This window comes from Nitrosomonas communis (assembly GCF_001007935.1).
Classification (GTDB): domain Bacteria; phylum Pseudomonadota; class Gammaproteobacteria; order Burkholderiales; family Nitrosomonadaceae; genus Nitrosomonas; species Nitrosomonas communis.
In genome coordinates this window covers 835,488-854,398 of sequence record NZ_CP011451.1, presented here as the reverse complement: position 1 = coordinate 854,398, position 18,911 = coordinate 835,488, and the positions used below count along the sequence as shown (strand labels likewise).

Sequence of the window (18,911 nt, the reverse complement as noted above, 5' to 3'; positions counted from 1 at the left end):
GTTTATGGTAGATTGTGAAAAAGGGATTATAAATGTAGCGCGTGCAAAAGGGGAATAATGAATGACTTTGAAAAATAAAGTGATTCTGGTTACGGGCGGGGCCAAGCGAGTAGGAGCGGCCATTTGTTGCAAGCTGCATGCACAGGGTGCCAATCTGATGGTGCATTATCGTTCTTCTCAGAATGATGCGCAAATGTTGCGACAAACTCTCGAACAAATGCGCCCAGACTCGGTTGAGTTAATTCAGGCTGATCTACTGGATATTGAGTGCCTGCCTGATTTGATCAAGGAAACTGTACGGCGATTCGGTAAGCTGGATGCATTGGTGAACAATGCTTCCAGCTTCTTTTCTACACCTGTTGGTCAATTTACTGAACAAGCCTGGATAGATTTAATTGGTAGCAACCTGAAAGCTCCCTTGTTTTTATCCCAGGCAGCCGTACCTTATTTAGAAAAACGATATGGTTGTATTGTTAATATCGTGGATATCCATGTGGAACAGCCTTTGAAAAACTATGTGATTTATAACGCGGCGAAGGGTGGATTAGCTGCGCTTACCCGATCGCTTGCCTTAGAGCTGGCCCCGCTTATTCGTGTTAATGGTGTCGCACCGGGTCCTATTTTATGGCCAGAACATGAAGAATGGGTTGATCCATCATTACGCAAAGAGATCATAGACAGGACACTCCTCAAGCGCATGGGAGAACCGGAGGATATTGCCAACACAGTGTATTTCTTAATCGCGCATGCACCGTTTATTACCGGCCAGATCATTGCAGTGGATGGCGGGCGCAGTATCAATCTGTAATGGCTTATACTAATTTTCAATAGAAATAATAATTACAGAATTACGTAATATCTTGTAAATAAATACTTTCATATGAAAAATTATTGAATTTTTATTCAAAATTGGAATTATTCTGTTTCCCAATCCAACATGGCGCGCAGGCAAGCCGCAGACAGGATAAATCCTATGGCAAGGAAAAGGCCTAAAAACGGCCCTTAGGATAATGAGTTATTCCCTTTCTAAATCAAAAATGACACGAAGGCGAACCGCAGACAGGATAAATAATACGGCAAGGTGAAGCCGACAAAGTCAGTTTTGATTTGGAAAGGGAATTATTCGCCAAACGCGTCCCTGATCCACTCGATTTCCGGGTCATGATGACCTGTCAGTAGCACAGCATCAAATCGACATGGAGGGGTAGTGTACAGTCGGGATAGATAATGTCGGGCAGCGCGGATAAGCTTTCTTTGCTTGCTGGTCGTAATGCTAGCGGCAGCACCGCCAAAATAATTATTTGATCGCATTCTGACTTCGACGAAGACTAAGCTTGTCCCTTCTTGCATGATGAGATCAATTTCACCAAAACGGCAGCGGTAGTTCTTTTCGAGCAGAACCAGATGTTGGCGTTGCAGGAACAGGGCAGCCAAGTGTTCAGCGTCAGATCCCTTCATGATAACTTGTTTTTGTAGTCTCGATATGTTGAGGATGTGCGACAATTCATTTGGAAAATATCATTCCATTTCTAAATAAAACCTAATTTTTTCGGCTTCTGCTTGCCATAATATTTATACTGTCTGTAGCTCGCCTTTGCACCATGTATGATTGGGAAATGGGATAAGAAACCGACCAGAATCAAGAATGCTGACTAAAAGCACATTATATGTAGTTGCCACACCAATTGGAAATTTACGCGATATCAGTTTGCGCGCACTGGATGTGCTGGCTGCAGTGGATGTTATTGCAGCTGAGCATATTCATCTCACCCAACGCTTACTGGTGCACCATGCGATTCATACCCGCCTAATTACACTACATCAACACAACGAACGGGCTGCTACCGAGAAAATCATTAACATGCTGGCGGCACAAAAGTCGGTGGCCTTGGTAACCGATGCCGGCACTCCCGGCATATCAGATCCCGGTGCGCTGTTGATTCACCATGTCAGAGAGCAGGGCTATCGGGTAATACCGATTCCTGGAGCAAATGCAGCTGTGTGTGCGCTATCGGCCTCGGGTATTATCGCGCCTCATTTTTTATTTTATGGTTTTCTCCCGACTAAGTCCGGTGAGCGCAAACGCAAATTAGCATCACTGAAATCCTTAACCTCCTGTATCCTGATTTTTTATGAAGCTCCGCATCGCGTGCTGGAATGTATGATGGATATGATTGCAGTGTTTGGGGAGCGGCGTCAGATAACCATTGTCAGGGAACTAACTAAATTATTTGAAACTATTTATACTTCTGATTTGAGTAATGCCCTGACATGGCTGCAATCTGATGAAAATCAGCAAAAAGGTGAATTCGTATTGTTACTCTCTCCGGCAGCAACGGAAAATAGCAGCCAGATCACCGAACAGGTAGAACATACACTGCATATCTTGATGGAGAATTTACCCTTGAAGCAGGCTGTGCAACTGGCAGCCGAGATTACCGGTGGCAATAAGAAAAAGCTGTATGCGTTTGCTTTGTCTAAGAAAGAAGCGTTAACCAAGCGATCAAAGGATTCATAAGACTTTTATGCAAATTACTCTAACATTTACCCGTCCTGATGATTGGCATTTGCATGTGCGTGATGGCAAACAAATGCAGGATGTTTTAGCTGATACTGCTCGACAATTTGCCCGAGCGATCATCATGCCCAATCTCAGACCACCGATTGTGACTGTTGAGATGGCGGCAGCCTATCGGGCGCGTATTCTTGCAGCTTTGCCGAAAACGCTGCAGGGACATTTCGAACCGCTTATGACGCTTTATCTGACTGACAATACTTCTCCAGCTGAAATCAGACGGGCTAAAGAGAACGGCATTGTGCATGCAGTCAAACTCTATCCTGCTGGTGCGACGACTAATTCCGATGCCGGTGTGACGGATCTTACCAGATGCTTTAAGACTTTAGAAAGCATGGAGCAGCTTGGTATGCCTCTGTTGGTGCATGGCGAGGTGACTGACCCTGATATCGATGTATTCGATCGAGAAAGCGTTTTTATCGATCGGGTACTGCAGCCGCTGATACAACGTTTTCCAGGGCTGCGCATCGTATTTGAGCATATCACGACGCGTGAAGCGGTCGAGTTTGTGCGTGCAGCTCCAAACAACCTCGCTGCCACGATCACTGCACATCATTTGCTGCTTAATCGCAATGTCTTGCTTGCAGGCGGTCTCCGTCCCCATCATTATTGTTTGCCCGTTCTGAAACGGGAAACTCACCGCCTTGCCTTGATTGGGGCTGCGACCAGCGGCGATGCAAAATTTTTCCTGGGGACTGATAGCGCGCCGCATCCAATATCAAGTAAGGAAAGTGCCTGTGGTTGTGCAGGCATTTATACTGCCCATGCAGCGATTGAATTTTACGCAGAGGCCTTTGAGCAAGCAGATGCGCTCGACAAGCTGGAAGCATTTGCCAGTTTTTATGGCGCGGATTTTTATGGTTTGCCGCGTAATAACAATCATATTACCTTGATCAAGGAAAGCTGGAAAATACCTCAATACCTTGAATTTGGGGAAGGAAATCTGGTTCCGTTGCGCGCAGGTGAAAATGTTTCCTGGAAACTGCAGAGCCTATAAATCTTTTTAAGCTTGAACGGATTTTTTAGAAAATAAAAGAAATATCCATTACTTTTTCATCTATCTTCTCCACCGCCTTTAATCGGTTTTTACTTTATCAGTTTCTTCTTCTGATAACTTAACATCAAATAATATCTCATCATCTCGTGGTGAGCGTGTTTTTTCTTCTATGTTCCACCAACCGCCACCTAATGCGACAAATAAGGCGGCAGTATCTTGCAAACGCAGCACTAATGTTTGTAGGTAATTTAACTTGCTCTGAAAGTACTGACTCTCTGCAATAGATACTTGTTGGTAATTAACGAGACCGGCCTGATAATTAGCCTGCATCAGATGCATTCTTTCCTGCGCTAAATGAAGCTCTTGTGACTGATGCTGCAGTGCTTCAGCATCATATTCCAACGCAAGCAAAACATCAGCTACCTGCGCTAAAGCATTAAGTATAGTTTGACGGTATTGCGCGCGCGATTGCTGAAAGGCATCGATGGCTGCTTTACGCTGAAACCATAAAGTACCGCCTCGAAATAATGGGGCAACAAAGTTGGTGCCAATACTCCAGAAATTACCGCTACTTAAAAAAATATCCAGCAGATTTCTATTGTTTTGACCATAAGTAGCATTTAATGTAAAAGAAGGAAACATCGCCGCGGTAGCGATACCGATATTGGCACTGCTCTGATGTAATTGAGCCTCAGCCAATAAAATGTCAGGGCGTTGCCGTACTAAGCTCGAAGGAAGCGATATGGGTAGAATGGTTGGCAAAGAAAGGTCAGCCAAATCTATCTTTTCAAATTCATGTTCTCCTGGAAACTGACCGATCAATGTGGCAAGCAGGTGCTCGGCCTGGCTGCGCTTTTGCATGAGACGGGGGAGAGAAGATTCGAGTACTTCAAGCTGTAATCTCAAGTTGACCGGCTTTTCGTACTCAAGGATACCTGCTTGCATCTGCAATTCGGTAAGCCTGATTTGCTCTCGCTGTGATTCAATCAATTGCTGAGTGGTTTGAATCTGAGCTTCGTAGCCTGCCCGGGCAATCACAGTGTTTACAATATTGCCAATCAGCGTCAAATAAGTAGTTACTACCGAATAATGCTGCATATCCCTGCTGGCGCTAAGGGCCTCGACAGTACGCCGCTGAGCGCCAAATATGTCTAGCGCATAACTGACGCTGGCTGAAAGTGTGAAGAGATTAAAAGTACTGCTGACCGGGCTCCCGAAGCGGGCGGCTGAGAATCTCTGGCGACTTGCCCCTCCTAAGAGATCAATCTGAGGAAAGAAAACACCATACCCTGCTTGCAAATTATCTTGGCTTTGCCGCAAGCTAGCCTGTGCTGATTCTAGAGTTGGGTTGTTGGCGATAGCTTCTTTTACCAGAGCATCTAATTTGGGAGATTTGAATAATTGCCACCAATCGGCTGCTATTTCAGCGCCTTGCTCAAAATACTGTATCTGCCCATCTGCTGAAACTGTTTCCTGTAATTGCTTGTCGGGAACATAGCGCTCAGTCTCTGGTGGCTGCGGGCGAACAAAGTCTGGGCCAACAGCGCAACCTGTCGCTGCCAGTAACCAGACTGTCCATAGTCTGGCCAGCATGTACTTTGCCTTGACATGAAAAAAATGTTCGCACATTCACAGCTCCTCCATTCTCCGGCGTAGGTACTTTTCTTTCAAGATCCAACTTTAATTGTCGTGGATCTTCATATTTTCTGTACTTTATAAATGATTGTGATATTTTTTTACTATAATCAATGCAACCGAATAGCGCGATCAGGATTGATTACTCACAAACTCTAAACCTTTTTATGACACTATTTACTTGCCCGAATATAAATATCTACCAGCTGACCTGGGTACAATTGAATATCTTTTGGTTTCTCAAAACGAAAAAGTACGGGTAATACTCTAACATCCACCCGCTCAGTTCGTTGGTTCGATAACTGAATCTTTGGCGAAACATAAGGCTGCAAACGACTAAACTCTAAAGGAATACGAATATCAGTACCGCGTATGAACATTTGCGCGTCCATTTGCGAAACCTCCGGAAGCCGGTGAATCAGAATCTCATCGACATAGCATCTTACCGCCAGGCTGCTTTCTGAATTACCCATCACCACAACCGGTTTAAAACTTTCTGTATACATGTCATAGACGCCCTGCGGTGAAATATAGTTACCGATTGTCGCTCGTAATGACATAATCACACCATCGACAGGTGCTTTGATAATATACTTTGCGAGCAAGGCGCTGCCAGCTTGATAAGTTTTGGTTAAGGCGATGTACTGACGCTCCTGATTCTGGATCTGGTAACTCCAAGCGCCCGCCTTAGTCAGGTTGTAGTTCTTTTGAGCAATCACAAGACTGGTTTTAGCAACCTTGGCCGCATTGATCGCATTATCCAGACTATCCTTACTGACTGATCTCGGATCCAGATCATAGGAGTGTTGCAGTTTTTCCAATTGTGTTTCGGCAGTTTTCAGGTTGGCTCTCGCAAAATCCAGTTGTGCTTTAGAAACATCCAGAACTTCCTTTCTCGGTTGAGCTTTTAATTCCTCCAGTAGTGCTAACGCTGCATCGGCTTGTGCATGTTGTTGCTCCACTGTGGCCCGCTGAATGGAATCATCTATTTGGAGCAAAGGCTCTCCTTGCTTGACAGTTTGTCCTTCAGTTACCAGAATTTGAGTAATAACGCCAGCAACTTCTGGATAAAGATTGATATTTTCACCTGCTGATTGGTAGCTTTCGATAATGCCTGTCGAGTAGATACCCCTGGCATAAGGATTTGGCGCTGGATTGAAAACAGGTGGCTGCGGTTTTTTTTCTATACCGAATAGATAGGCGCTCAACCAACCAGCCATTACTCCACATAGGGCAATGACGATAATGATCTGGTTTCTCAATCATTTCTCCCTTTCTCGATACCGACAATTTTGCCATCCTCCATTTTCATCATCCTGTCGGCATACTCAAAAATACGGCTATCGTGGGTAACAATCAAAATACACCGCTTGTCCGTAAGTATGTTATTTTTTACAAAATCCATGATGCGCCGCCCGGTATCCCCATCCAGCGAAGCAGTGGGCTCATCAAAGATCATTAAATCCGGTTGACTGACCAACGCTCTGGCTAAGGCAACACGTTGCTGCTCCCCACCGCTCAACTTGACTGGCGGAAGCCCCGCCTTATTCTTGAGCCCTACGATCTCTAAGTAATAGGCTGCTTTTTTGATGGATTCATCCCAGTTCTGCTTCTTCAGGATCAGAGGAATAGCGACATTTTCAGCGGTAGTGAGGCGTGGAAAGAGATGATAATCCTGAAAAACGAAACCTACTTTGTTTAATCGGAATTCGGCAATCTGATCAGATGCCAGTTTCCAGATATCCACGCCATCGATCGCTACCGTTCCTGAATTTGGACGCAAAATACCAGATATCATGCTCAATAATGTCGTCTTTCCACTTCCTGATGGGCCTACAATAAATAATATTTCACCGAAATAAGCTTCGAAACTAACTTCTCTTACCGCAAAGGCTCTGAGATCACCTTCACCAAACCATTTCGTTAATTCATTAGCAGAGATTGCAGGTGTCACGTCATTATCTAATTGATAAAATTGCAATAATTAAGTCAGGTAATACTTATGGCTGCTCTATCTAGCAAGATAACATTTCAAATTAGGCTCATCCATTCTATGAATTATATTTCGGTTATCTGGTTTTGAAGGCAGTTTGATTCAGCTTCTGAAAATGTCGAAAGGCTCAATCTTCAATACCTTTCTTATCCCAATATAACTGGAAATTCCTGCGATGATGAGAACCATTACAAACGCAAAACCCAAGGTGGTAAAGGTGATATTGGCCGAATAATCAGGGACTTTTAGTTTGGCGATTGTGATAATAAGCGTACAAAAGCCCACTCCTAATCCATATCCAATTACCGCTGTAAGTCCAGCTTGAAAAAGAATCATATAAACGAGCTCCTTTCCCTTGATACCAATCGCCTTTAATGCACCAAATTTTTCGAGGTTTTCGAGAATGAAGGTATAAAATGTTTGCCCTGAGATTGACAGACCGACCAGGAAGCTCACAATCGTCATAATGAAAATATTGGTTCCCAGCCCTGTTTTATATTTGTAATAATTGGAAATTTTTTGCATGAATTCTTCTTCGGTGAGTGCCTCATATCCCAGCCGTTTCACTTGATGCTGAATATGGGGAATTGCGTCACTACTTTTCGGTTCCACGAGAATAAAGGCAATAGTGAACCGTGTTGATGGGATATACTGGATCGCTTTACTGTAAGTGGTATAAAGAGTCGGGATTCCGAACAATCCGCTGCTGGCTACCTTAGCGATACCTACGATAACGCCGCGATGATCGTTCAACTCAAATTCTGTGCCTATACCGGGATTTTCCAGTTTGGCAATTTCTGCATCATCAACAACGATAAAAGCATTCTCAGCATAGATATCCTCAATCTCCCCTTCGATAAGCTCGGGGCGGCCGACTAGACTGTTATCATCCAAGCCTAAAATAGTGACGGATTGAAAGACTCCATTTTTAAGTTTGACTAACGCGCCGCCAGAATACATCGGGACAGCATATTCGACGCCATCAATGCTGCGAACGGCATTAAGCACATAATCGGGCATTGGAATGCTGTTTGCAACGTTATTGACTGCGGGATCCAGTACCCATACTTTAGCTCCCAGATTGATAACGGTTGAGGAAGCTTTGGCAAGAATTCCAGAAAAAATGGATGTCATCTGGACCATGAGAAATACGGCAAAAGTAATTCCCACCAATAAGGCGGCATATTTACCCTTGTCATTTACAAGAAGCTTAAAGGCAAGTTTCAGAATTCCTTTCATTTACCATCTCCCTCTAATAGGCTCATGGTGTGAGACAATCGATATGGATGATGAATTACTGCAACGTGCATTCATCATGGGTAATGAATTTGGGTTATCTTGAAACTATTGTCGCATTTTTTCCATTATTCCACTAAATCAAAACTGATTTTGTCGGCTTCACCTTGCCGTATTATGGATACTGTCTGCGGCTCACCTTTGCGCCATGTTTGATTTGGAAATAGAATTAGATCTTATGCAGTGTTTTTCTCGTTTTTGTGAAAAAGTAAGAGCTTGCCTGCTTTTATAATTCGAATTTTTCCATGCACCAATATCAAAGTGAACTGGGAAATGCATGATCAACTCAAAACTCAATTTTGGGTGGCAGTTGATTTTGCTGAGGGCGAGTGAATTTAGAAGTGATTAGCGTAAATTCGGGTGTTTTTTCTCAAACACCTCGCCATTGCCTGAGATCGTTCTCAGATTTTCTTATGAACCAGTGCATATGGGACGGGCGGTTAAGCCACGAATTGATCCTTACTCTACAGAATATCCATTGGATTCTTTACAGCTTAATTTTCCGTTCGAGTTAGTGAAGAGGATTAGCTGGCTTGCCTGGGAGGAGGGGAGGCTGGCTGGAAGGTCACTGGTATTTTATGCCAGCGACAAAACGAACCTACATTTGACTTTGTAGCCAGTTCTGACTGCCCACCTTTTGCATGACATCTAATTGTGTTTCCAGCCAATCGATATGTTCTTCAGTATCTTCAAGAATATGTTCAAAAATTTCCCGTGAAACATAATCCTGAGCGGCTTCACAGGCAGCAATCGCAGCGAGCAGTGTTTCGCGTGCGGTATTTTTCAGCGTGAGATCACACGTCACGCATTCCTGAGGTGATTCCCCAATCAGAAGCTTCTCCAGATCCTGTAAATTGGGTAACCCATCCAGAAATAAGATGCGCTCAATGAGTTTGTCAGCGTGTTTCATCTCTTCGATCGATTCGTTATATTCATGCTCGCCGAGTTGGTTTAATCCGCAGTTTTTGTACATCCGGGCATGAAGAAAATACTGATTGATCGCAGTTAATTCATGCAATAACTGGCGATTAACCAATTAATAATATCTGCATTCCCTTTCATAGTGGTCTCCCTGGACAGTTGACTCGTCAGAGCGAGTGAGTTTAGGTGACAGGGGGCTGTGCCGGGGATTCTTGCATTAATGCTTGCTCAAGCACCTTTTTTGCGTGGCAGGCACAAATGCCACACTGCTCGGTAATGCCGAGATTAGCTTTAAGATCACGCATGCGTTCAGCCCCTTGACTGACAGCTTCGCGAATTGCATGATCAGTCACCCCCTTACAGATACAAATATACATGTAACACGCCTTTTGTCGATTGATTTGAAAGTTGGTTGTTCTGATAGATACAAAGCAAATAATGTTGCTAATGAGAATGATTCGTAATTATATTTGTTTTTGTGGAAAATGCAAACGGATATTGCTGCTATGTAAATTATCGGTTTAGTCCGCAGATTCTGGATTCGTACTTCCTGCCCCATCTAAAATACGCCGCACAAGATCGGAGGTGGAAATGCCGGGTGTATAGTCGATTTCTTTGATCATATTGGGAGGTAGCGTCGCGCATAATTTGTATTTTTCTATGCGTTCCTTCTCAGAAGCGCAGGCAAACGTATAAATTGCAAAGCCATATTTCTCCATAAACTCTGGTGTTGTATGCACGGGGCTCTCAGTAATAACGGCGTCAACGTATTTGCAAGCGGAAACGACTGCAGCGCGTTCAGCCTGAGGCATGACTGGGAGTTTGCCTTTATTTTCAAGAACCCGCGTATCTGGAACAACACAAACCGTTAAATGGGTGCCCAGTGCGCGTGCTTCCCGTAAGAAATTAACGTGACCTTCATGAAACAGATCGGCCACCATCCGTGTATAAACACGCTTCTGGGGTTGATTTCTAGGCCATGATGGAATTTCCTGCCCTAAATACGATATGGCTCTTTCTAGCCATTGGCGACTGCGCAAAACGGTTACATCATCAGGATCTTTCAGGGCTATTTGGTGAGCATATGACCACGCTTTGACCAGATCACCCGATAGCCAGCGCTGGGTGAGGCGATAATAAGCATAACATTGTACCAGCAAAGTAAATTTTTCCAGGTTTAAGGCAGATATCACCGTATCCCAGTAGGGATTGGGGGTACGCCAATCACCATAGAAGGCGGTTAAAATTTTCTCAGGAGGTTGTGGGAACCAAGCATCTCCATACTCTGTGCTGCGTTTGATTAAATCGAATTCAGGAAAGACAGAAACCCGCTGATATTCTCCCGGGTAATCTGGCAAGGAAAAGCCGCCTACGATTTTGTGATCACTCCTATGCTCCAGGCCGCATAGATCAAGGGTTATTCCAATTTCTGAATGCACATAATCGCGGTAATTGCTGTAGTTGAAACCCATTGATACCCTGGACCATCCCATTTTCTCAAGCGCCTGGCAGCATGCTTCCCAAGATTCAATCCATACCGCAATGTCCAGATCCTTATCAAACTCCAGCAGATGACCATTACGGACTAAACCGAGCAACGTGCCAGCAAAAGGAAAGGCAGGTATGCCTTGTGCAGCCAATTCTGCACAGGTTGTCCATAACAATTGCTCAGCCTTGCCAGAGGTAAAAATATTTTCGGTACCGGCTTGTTTTTCTACTTGTTTCTTTTTGGCCGGAGCTTTTCCCGATTTGGCGAGTAACGTTAAATGATGAATTGTGCTGGTAAAGTGAGCATGAGCCGCTGTCAAATCTAATAATAAAAAGCTTGCTATTCCCATAATCTGCGCCCAGCGTGCTTTCTGGAAATCACCTTGTACATGGTCATAAATATTAGCGGCATAGGCGGGAACCTCTTTTGTTCGTTCAGAACGCATCGCCATGGAACACCATAATTTGGCAACATCAGGTGATAATGGATGCTCATGCTTTAACGGATCGAGGATTTTGGCTGCCTCATTTAGATTGCTCGTAATAATAAGATCCTGGGCGCGTTGTAAGAGGTTCGTAAGTTTCTCAGTCATAGTCATTAATAATTAGCACGATTTAATTCACATTATTCTTGTATTCTAATGATTATTTGTTAATATTGAGAATTAAACTCATTATTATTTGAATGATTAAATAATAATGTTTTAGGAAATTTCTTTAATGTAGAAGGAGATAATATAATGGCTGTGACTACACAACCTCGCCCCAATCTCAGTAACTCTGGGAATATTTTTGAGATAATCGATGGCATCCAATTTCTTGGTTTCGGTTCGGGTGGATTCAGCGAAAATGATTTGCTGATTATTGGTGATGAAACGGATAACGTCATGGAAGGCGGATCCGGTCATGACGAAATAGAAGGAGAGGCTGGAAACGATACCTTAACAGGTGGAGCTGGTAACGATACATTAGATGGTGATGACGGCAATGACGTGCTCGATGGCCAGGAAGACACCGATAAGCTCTTTGGTGGTGCTGGTGATGATATTCTGCTTGCTGGCCATGGCCATGACCAATTGACTGGAGGTAGCGGCAGCGATACGTTTGGTTTTTATGCCTTGGGGCATTTTCGGGTAACTGATTTTACGATTGGCCAAGATCGCCTATTTTTTGATTCTGAGAAACTTGGAATTAATAGTCTAGAACAACTTGTTCCCTTTATAACAAATATTAACCAAAGAACGGATGGCGTTAAGGTGGAATTTGGGTCAGAAGCATCGATCGATCTTGTCGGTATCAATTTAAACGATATTACGGCAGATATGATTGTCTTTACTATTTAGGCGGCTTTCCCTAATTACCCAGCGCATTCAATTTATAGCGAGATATTTTTAGATTGAAAAGTATTGGATCTCTGCAGATTTAGTTCCTCTCCGCTTGCGGTAAGGTAATTTATTCTACAAAAATTGCTGCTGCCTACGCGTTATGCTTATTGATTTTTAGTTTGGTTGGATAAGAAATACCAGAATAGTAAGGATACTGTTCTGGTATTCATGTAAATTGTAAGTGAATCATATGCTTACCATGATACGTCTGATAATGAAAAATTAAATATATCCAAGTTTTCAGAGTATGATTCACGGTGTTCCCTAATGATCCATAGGATCAAGCAGGAGATGCCTTTTCGATAAAACGGAAAAATAGTTGCGCAGGTATTTTCTTATTATAATGTGATGGCAACTACTGACAAAACAGTGGCCAGTATCGGGTAGAGAAGAAATTCGCTTGTGTATTGAAAGGTAAAAAATATACTGTAGCAATCTGCAAGCATGATACAAAAGAATATGTCAAATACCCCCACTCTTGCTCTGTAGCTCAAGATTAAACTGTTCTGGCTCTCTTAACTATCCTGTACTTAATACTATAGATTTATACGATTTTCTCCAGGCAGACTCTTTTTTCTCTATGAGCGATTTCTATCGCTTTTCTAGGCATAATGCCCAGTATAAAGCTAATAACGAAGACTACTCACGCAATTAAATGCCAAATCAGAAATTATTGACTATGATTTTTCCTCCTGAAATAACAAGATCGGGATACTCGAGTTTTTTCAAATTATCAGTTGAATTGCCCTTTATTGCGATGATATCAGCGGGTGCGCCGGGATGTAGCGTTCCTAGTAATGGTATATTCAGATGCTGGCCTGCTTTTGAAGTTGCAGCCTGCAAAACGTCATTTAATTTCATTCCTCCCATCTGTTTCATGTAGATGAGTTCTTGTGCATCGATTCCCCAGGGAATGTCTGGATGAGCTATTTCGGATCCGTATAAGAATTCCCCACCCAGTGCTGCCCAAGTGCTCGCATTGTGGCTAGCACCTGCACATTTAGACAAAGTATCAAATGTGGTAATCAATTTTACTTTCTGCAATACGGCCTTTTCTAAGAGGTGTTGAGGGATGATATCGCAGGGAATATGGGCCCATTCATCAATACCTGCATCAATAGCAATTTGTGCACCTTTAATTTCTGCAATATGTGCTGTTACTCTGCGATCATTTTTATGTGCTTCATCAACAATCGCTTTAACAATCTTTTCTGATAATAACGGCCATGTTTGATTCGAATGCGAAGCTGCATGTTTAGCTTGATTGTGATGATGATTATTATTATGCCCCCCATTTGGTATCTCATGATGATGGTCGTGATGAGCTGACCAAGGAGCGCCTTTTTCGCCACCAGGTTCCAAGGCAATTTTAATGATAACAGAGCCCTGGTTTATAAGTTCTCGAGCTACTTTTCGGCCTTCTTCTTCAGAAGAAACAGCGATTGCGATATCTTTGTCACCAAGGATTGGAATTGGATAGCCATTTGGCGCTGTAATGATGGGTCCGGAAGTAAGGATGCGCAAGCGTCCATCACCACCAAATGGCTTGTGTACCGGGCCGCCCAGATCACGAATTGTAGTGATTCCGTGTTTCAAAACAGTCTCAGCGGGTACTTTTTGGTAAGAGAGATGTGCATGTAGTTCGATAAAGCCTGGCAATAGAGTTGCGTCACCAAGATCAATAATGGTCATATTGCCATTAAGCGGGAATGATTCGCGCGAATCAATTTGAGTTATGTATCCATCCGTTATCAACACAGAGACATTTGTTCTAAATTTATCGCCATCGAAAACGCGAGCAGCATGGAGCAGGATCGATTTCGGTTTTGCATCTTGTGCTAGGGAAATAGCAGCAATAAAACCTGTTAGTGCAATAATCAATAGGAATTTGAGGTATTTAATAGAACTAAAAGTCAGTTTTATTGAAGTATCATTCATTTATGCTTCCTTAATAAGGTTAATGATTCAGTGTAATAACGTTTTCAACAATGATTGGGTTTGATAATCCCAACTAAAATGCAAAGTGCCGCTAACAGAAAAAAGCTACCCCATACGGTTTCGACTAGTTCTTCTTTATCCTCATTGGTTTTATAGCAATTCCCCCAAAAAATTCCTGGATTCATTCTGATTTTATTATTTGGATAATCATCATTTTTATAAAAACCGATGAAAAATGGACTGCGAATAACCGCACTAATCAATTGATGAGCTTGAAGACGCCATGGATTTCCATCAGGCAGAAGATCAGCTAAAGAGAACATTGCCAGAGAAGCGATCACAGATGCAGAAGGATCATAAAGTCCGGATGAATTATCCAATCGATCTAGGGGAAGCGGATCTGGACGTGTATATTTCCAATATTCACAAGCAGAGTGAGCATATGTTAAATAGGGTTCTCCCCATTGCGCTGCGGCACGACATAATCCCAATATCCCCCAGGCTTGACCGCGTGACCAAATACCAGCTTCGTCAGTCGAGTGAAATTTATTCTGGCCAAAATATGCGCTCGTGTGAAATGCACCATTATAGTAGCAGGCAGTTAATGCCGTATCGGTATGATACTGAGAGATATTTTGATGCTGAGATTGCTCACTACGGCTAAATAGCTGGATTAGTGCAGCCAGACTGTCTATAGAAATGCACCGCTTACCCTCTGTTCCACCGCCCATTGCAGTGCCAAGAGGCATGCATCTGATCGTTGGGTCATAGGTTGCTGCGAGAGCAGTAATTGATTCTGCTGCCAGCTTATGTGCTTGATTATCACCAGACCAGAGATCGCCAAGCGATGCACCATACCAGAAAATAAAGCTGCGGTTTATGGAATCAATGCTTAGTTTCGATGATAAACGTCGACAAATATCAGATGCTTTTCGCTGATCAGCCTCGGATCCTGTTATTCGGGAACGTAACCACCAAAGTGCGCTCCAGAATCCCCCAATCCACGAGCCTCCAGGTGAAATGATCCATTGACTGGTTTTGCCTGGAGAATAAAGTGGAAAACCATTATTACAAATCGAATCAATGTAGTCGATACGATGTATCAATAAGTCGATTGTGGATTGTATTTCTTTATTACTTAACAGTTGTTGATCAGTATTATTGAGTGCCATAAGAGTAGAATTTTTTAGAAAACCATATTGACTTCTGCCCAGAATGAATTTGCATTTTTCTTTCCCTGGAAGTTATTTTTGATGACGCTGCCACCGAAAGCATGGCCGTAATAAAGTCTCATTGACAAATGTTTATTCAATGTATGCATAAAACTGATATCCACCAACTGACCTACATCACTATCGCCTCCCGAAGGGCTCCCGGAATAGCCAAATTCGCCTGAATTCTTCGACGCTCCCAGCCCACGATATAAGAGATCATGGGTGCTGGTCAGGGATAGTTGATGCAAGTTAATGTTGATCTGAGTCTTTGGTGTGGGTAAGGCAATGATCTCGAGGAAGAGATCTTGAATATTCATCAGGTTATAAAATGGAAATTTTGCAAAGATGCGTCCACTCGGAACCATTGAAAAGAAGGTTTGGTGCTTATTATCTTTTTGGTTTCCATCACCTGAACTTTGATAGTAGATGGCACGTAACCATGGCTTGAAGGGCAATTTGATCCATTGATAGCCTAACTCAGCGGAGATTGCCCAAGCTTCATGCTTCTGATCAGTCCAATCACCAAGTTGGTATGCGCCCCATAATAAAGCATCTAGGCTGCCTGATTCTAACTGATGTAGTGAGAGTAAATGAGTACCTAATGTATGTATATTCAAGTGCTCATTATTTAACGAGGGCCTTGCAACAAGCGGACGGTTGTCTACTACCTGAGTATTACGTTTGTCATCATAATGGATATAAAATAGTCGAGCTTCAGTTCCCGATAGCAGAGCATCTTTCTTACTGGTTAAGGCGGTATAAATAATGTTGATATCGCTAATCTGCTTCTGCCCCTCCACGGACAAAATTCCTTGAGTAGGGCGAATTCCACTGATTGTCCAATTGAATTCAGGCCTATCATAAATAGCTGAAAAACCGTCGAAGCTGCGTCCTACGTAGACTGCATTGAATCCGCCTATAAGTCGTTGTGCAATCCGCCTTTGTTTAAGACCATCAAATTTGTCTATCCCGGAACTATATTCCATGCCTTCCATATAAGCGAAACGACCAGCCTTCAAGGATGCACCTGGTAATCCAAGAGGGTCAAACTTTAAATTAAGATAGCCCTGATTCAGATAAATATTGCTAACGTTGGTCGATTGATTTAGCTGGAAATAGCCGGCGCCAAGCCCTAGAGGCCCGCCTGGTTTGGCAACGGCATTATCGGGAAGTCCATAGAGGCCGATGTACTGACCCTGTACATATCCATCTACAAAGGAAGTCGTGAGCAATGCCCCTAGTCTGGCACGTACTACCCATAAATCATATGAATTGTTATTGTTGATGGCCGGTTCTGGGCGGAAGAAATCCCATAATTCATAGACTCCCATCATTTCGCCATTTATGCGAAAGTATTTATTAATCTGACTGAAAGCTTTATCCTCTTGTGCAAATACTTTACTGGTTTGCAACAAAGCGCAGACAGCGCTATAAATAATTAACAATCGCAATAATTTTCCAGTAACTGATATATCTTTTTGATGAAATTTTACTTTTTGAAAAATCATGGAATTAATCACTTCTAGAGATGGTACTTCTATCGCATGCTGGCAAAGTGGAGCTGGCGATCCGTTATTATTTGTGCATGGAACCAGTGGTGATCATTCAGTCTGGACATCTGTATTGCCTTTGCTAGAGCCGCACTACAATGTGCGAACGGTCGATCGACGCGGCCGAGGCGCGAGTGATGATGCCTCCGAGTATGCTCTCGAGCGAGAAAACGAAGATGTTGCAGCAGTAATTGATGCAATTGGTGCTCATACCTGTCTTATTGGCCATTCCTTTGGAGGTCTTTGTGCATTGGAAGCTGCTCTTTTAACTCCGAACATCAAAGGACTTGTTCTCTATGAACCCTCTATTTCTCTAGCAGGAAGTGGCTGGTCTGCAGAAATTGAGGCTAGCTTAAAAGCCCGACTAGAGTCAGGAAATCTGGAAGAAGCTTTACTGCTCTTTTTTAATGAAATAGTCAAAATATCTCCTCAAGAGCTTGCAATCATGCAGACTGGCCCGCATTGGGTAGGGCGAGTGGCAGCAGCTCATACAATTTTGCGTGAATTACAAAGTGTAAATAGGTATACATTCGAGCCTCAACGTTTCAAATCTCTGCAAATTCCAGTTTTACTCCTAGTAGGTAAAAATAGCGCTAAACGGCGGCACCTCACAGCAGAAATGCTCCATCAACATTTACCTGTCAGTCAGATCAAAACCCTTCCTGGGCAACAACATGGCGCCATGAGAACTGCGCCAGATTTGTTTGTTCATGAAATTCTAGAATTCATAAAAGCCATTTAGGATTTCAATTGCAAGAATGAAATTTACACCCGTCGGTGCTCCACCTTGTGGCGACGGGCGAACGCTAATACAATCGCCATCACGCAGGCAAGTATGAGAGCGCCTATTAATGTATTCCAGCTAGCAAACAAATTTTCAAAATAGATTGACACACATGCAAATAACGGTGGCCCTAGGGCGAAGCCCGCAAAGAAAGCAACGGAAACAAGACTAGAAGAAAATGTCACAGGACCAAAAGCAGGATCTCTTACTAACATGCTCATGGCTATTGCGTTGGTAGCTACCGCAGTCAGCCCCACCCCGATAGCGCCTGCCCAGAGCTGCCAATGACTGTCAGGAGTTGCGTTCATCGTAATTGCCATCGAAACAGCGGCGATAGCCGCGAGCATGAATAGAAGTAAAGATTCATCTTTGAGTTTTGCTCCCATTGGCGTCAATACGATCCTGGAAATCATTCCCACTGCCCCAAAGACAGCAATTAAAGTATCAGCAAGAGGAAGAGCCATATTTTGTTGAATAGCAAAGGTGGGGAGGTACGTGACGAAGGCAGAAAGCGATGTACCTATCAGAAATTGAATTATCATTAGACGTTGCAACAGCGAATTCGGTGGTAAAAGTTTTAAACGAGCTTGTGCTCTGATATGTTTCTTCGGGGTGACAAAAGACACACTTAAACAGAAGAAAATTGTGATCGGAACGACTATTCCAAATGCAACACGCCAGCCATACTGTAATGCAATACTTGGAAGCATTAATCCAGCGATAAGCGCGGCCAGTTGTACACCGGCTTGCTTAAGTCCGACGATGCCAGCTTTCTGTTCAGGTGGAACTTGCTGTGCAATCAATAAATTGGTAACCGGGTTAGCGAGAGCCTGAGCTATACCGCAGATAGCTGCAGCAACTAATAAACTATAAAAACTTTCTACCGTCGCGATCAGTGTAAAAGCTAGCCCAACTGAACTGAAAAGCATAAGCAATGTATATCTGGAGCCAAGGTAATCCACGATAGCGCCTGCCCAGAGCGATAGAACCGCGGCTAGTCCAAATGAACTCATGATGAGGTAACCTAGCAAGGAGGAGTCGAAATGCAGATCACTGCTTAGAAGCGGCCCAAGAGTGCTCGTTGTGTATAAAACCAGCATTGGCAGTGTCATTGCAAATAACAAAACAATACAAA

The 18,911-nt window shown here is 43.3% G+C and carries 16 protein-coding genes and 1 pseudogene; 5 read left to right on the top strand and 12 right to left on the bottom strand.

The window, feature by feature from the left end; translation table 11 throughout:
- Positions 1-67 precede the first annotated feature (67 nt).
- Entirely contained in the window at positions 68-808 is a 741-nt protein-coding gene (locus AAW31_RS03745) for a pteridine reductase (RefSeq protein ID WP_144413036.1), read from the top strand.
- Positions 809-1,119: 311 nt separating this feature from the next.
- Here AAW31_RS03745 and AAW31_RS03740 read toward each other — a convergent pair whose 3' ends face one another.
- A complete protein-coding gene (locus AAW31_RS03740) occupies positions 1,120-1,458 on the bottom strand; it encodes a YraN family protein (RefSeq protein WP_046849217.1) in 339 nt (112 codons plus the stop codon).
- 187 nt (positions 1,459-1,645) lie between these two features.
- Between AAW31_RS03740 and rsmI the strand changes: the two genes are divergently transcribed.
- Both rsmI and pyrC read left to right on the top strand, forming a co-directional pair.
- Positions 1,646-2,518: a 16S rRNA (cytidine(1402)-2'-O)-methyltransferase gene (gene rsmI, locus AAW31_RS03735; protein WP_046849216.1), complete on the top strand. Its 873-nt coding sequence runs from the start codon at positions 1,646-1,648 to the stop codon at positions 2,516-2,518.
- Between the two features lie 7 nt (positions 2,519-2,525).
- Positions 2,526-3,572: a dihydroorotase gene (pyrC, locus tag AAW31_RS03730; protein WP_046849215.1), complete on the top strand. Its 1,047-nt coding sequence runs from the start codon at positions 2,526-2,528 to the stop codon at positions 3,570-3,572.
- 78 nt (positions 3,573-3,650) lie between these two features.
- Here pyrC and AAW31_RS03725 read toward each other — a convergent pair whose 3' ends face one another.
- The 7 genes and pseudogenes from AAW31_RS03725 to AAW31_RS03695 form a co-directional block, all read right to left on the bottom strand.
- Positions 3,651-5,201: an efflux transporter outer membrane subunit gene (locus tag AAW31_RS03725; RefSeq protein ID WP_082110332.1), complete on the bottom strand. Its 1,551-nt coding sequence runs from the start codon at positions 5,199-5,201 to the stop codon at positions 3,651-3,653.
- A gap of 179 nt (positions 5,202-5,380) precedes the next feature.
- Positions 5,381-6,469, bottom strand: a complete 1,089-nt coding sequence (locus AAW31_RS03720) for an HlyD family secretion protein (RefSeq protein ID WP_046849214.1) — start codon at positions 6,467-6,469, stop codon at positions 5,381-5,383.
- On the bottom strand, positions 6,466-7,161 hold the full coding sequence (locus tag AAW31_RS03715) for an ABC transporter ATP-binding protein (RefSeq protein ID WP_046851484.1): 696 nt from the start codon (positions 7,159-7,161) through the stop codon (positions 6,466-6,468). Before AAW31_RS03715 ends, AAW31_RS03720 begins: the two co-directional genes overlap by 4 nt.
- Before the next feature lie 141 nt (positions 7,162-7,302).
- Positions 7,303-8,439: an ABC transporter permease gene (locus AAW31_RS03710; RefSeq protein ID WP_046849213.1), complete on the bottom strand. Its 1,137-nt coding sequence runs from the start codon at positions 8,437-8,439 to the stop codon at positions 7,303-7,305.
- Between the two features lie 655 nt (positions 8,440-9,094).
- Positions 9,095-9,558, bottom strand: a pseudogene (gene bfr, locus AAW31_RS03705) (bacterioferritin).
- 41 nt (positions 9,559-9,599) lie between these two features.
- Complete coding sequence (locus AAW31_RS03700) at positions 9,600-9,794, bottom strand: bacterioferritin-associated ferredoxin (RefSeq protein ID WP_046849212.1); 195 nt, start codon at positions 9,792-9,794, stop codon at positions 9,600-9,602.
- 144 nt (positions 9,795-9,938) lie between these two features.
- On the bottom strand, positions 9,939-11,498 hold the full coding sequence (locus AAW31_RS03695) for an adenylyltransferase/cytidyltransferase family protein (protein WP_046849211.1): 1,560 nt from the start codon (positions 11,496-11,498) through the stop codon (positions 9,939-9,941).
- Positions 11,499-11,645: 147 nt separating this feature from the next.
- On the opposite strand from AAW31_RS03695, the gene AAW31_RS03690 reads away from it, so the two are divergent.
- On the top strand, positions 11,646-12,248 hold the full coding sequence (locus AAW31_RS03690; RefSeq protein WP_046849210.1) for a calcium-binding protein: 603 nt from the start codon (positions 11,646-11,648) through the stop codon (positions 12,246-12,248).
- Positions 12,249-12,953: 705 nt separating this feature from the next.
- Here AAW31_RS03690 and AAW31_RS03685 read toward each other — a convergent pair.
- The 3 genes from AAW31_RS03685 to AAW31_RS03675 are packed head-to-tail and all read right to left on the bottom strand — an operon-like array spanning position 12,954 to position 16,950.
- Positions 12,954-14,228 carry an amidohydrolase family protein gene (locus tag AAW31_RS03685; protein WP_046849209.1) on the bottom strand — a complete coding sequence of 425 codons (1,275 nt, stop codon included), beginning with the start codon at positions 14,226-14,228 and terminating at the stop codon, positions 12,954-12,956.
- Positions 14,229-14,272: 44 nt separating this feature from the next.
- Positions 14,273-15,400, bottom strand: a complete 1,128-nt coding sequence (locus AAW31_RS03680; RefSeq protein ID WP_046849208.1) for a hypothetical protein — start codon at positions 15,398-15,400, stop codon at positions 14,273-14,275.
- Positions 15,401-15,414: 14 nt separating this feature from the next.
- On the bottom strand, positions 15,415-16,950 hold the full coding sequence (locus AAW31_RS03675) for an alginate export family protein (protein ID WP_082110331.1): 1,536 nt from the start codon (positions 16,948-16,950) through the stop codon (positions 15,415-15,417).
- On the opposite strand from AAW31_RS03675, the gene AAW31_RS03670 reads away from it, so the two are divergent.
- A complete protein-coding gene (locus AAW31_RS03670) occupies positions 16,949-17,734 on the top strand; it encodes an alpha/beta fold hydrolase (RefSeq protein ID WP_046849207.1) in 786 nt (261 codons plus the stop codon). The genes AAW31_RS03675 and AAW31_RS03670 overlap by 2 nt on opposite strands.
- A gap of 23 nt (positions 17,735-17,757) precedes the next feature.
- On the opposite strand, the gene AAW31_RS03665 is transcribed toward AAW31_RS03670, so the two are convergent.
- Positions 17,758-18,888 (bottom strand): MFS transporter, encoded by a 1,131-nt coding sequence (locus AAW31_RS03665; RefSeq protein WP_235264488.1) that lies wholly within the window; start codon positions 18,886-18,888, stop codon positions 17,758-17,760.
- Positions 18,889-18,911: the final 23 nt, after the last annotated feature.

What these genes read in the sequence shown, in the direction of transcription:
- AAW31_RS03740 (WP_046849217.1), bottom strand. Translation starts at nt 1,458, where the DNA reads ATGAAGGGATCTGACGCTGAACACTTGGCTGCCCTGTTCCTGCAACGC.
- rsmI (WP_046849216.1), top strand. Translation starts at nt 1,646, where the DNA reads ATGCTGACTAAAAGCACATTATATGTAGTTGCCACACCAATTGGAAAT.
- pyrC (WP_046849215.1), top strand. Translation starts at nt 2,526, where the DNA reads ATGCAAATTACTCTAACATTTACCCGTCCTGATGATTGGCATTTGCAT.
- AAW31_RS03725 (WP_082110332.1), bottom strand. Translation starts at nt 5,201, where the DNA reads ATGTGCGAACATTTTTTTCATGTCAAGGCAAAGTACATGCTGGCCAGA.
- AAW31_RS03710 (WP_046849213.1), bottom strand. Translation starts at nt 8,439, where the DNA reads ATGAAAGGAATTCTGAAACTTGCCTTTAAGCTTCTTGTAAATGACAAG.
- AAW31_RS03700 (WP_046849212.1), bottom strand. Translation starts at nt 9,794, where the DNA reads ATGTATATTTGTATCTGTAAGGGGGTGACTGATCATGCAATTCGCGAA.
- AAW31_RS03695 (WP_046849211.1), bottom strand. Translation starts at nt 11,498, where the DNA reads ATGACTGAGAAACTTACGAACCTCTTACAACGCGCCCAGGATCTTATT.
- AAW31_RS03690 (WP_046849210.1), top strand. Translation starts at nt 11,646, where the DNA reads ATGGCTGTGACTACACAACCTCGCCCCAATCTCAGTAACTCTGGGAAT.
- AAW31_RS03685 (WP_046849209.1), bottom strand. Translation starts at nt 14,228, where the DNA reads ATGAATGATACTTCAATAAAACTGACTTTTAGTTCTATTAAATACCTC.
- AAW31_RS03680 (WP_046849208.1), bottom strand. Translation starts at nt 15,400, where the DNA reads ATGGCACTCAATAATACTGATCAACAACTGTTAAGTAATAAAGAAATA.
- AAW31_RS03670 (WP_046849207.1), top strand. Translation starts at nt 16,949, where the DNA reads ATGGAATTAATCACTTCTAGAGATGGTACTTCTATCGCATGCTGGCAA.
- AAW31_RS03675 (WP_082110331.1), bottom strand. Translation starts at nt 16,950, where the DNA reads ATGATTTTTCAAAAAGTAAAATTTCATCAAAAAGATATATCAGTTACT.
- AAW31_RS03665 (WP_235264488.1), bottom strand. Translation starts at nt 18,888, where the DNA reads ATGACACTGCCAATGCTGGTTTTATACACAACGAGCACTCTTGGGCCG.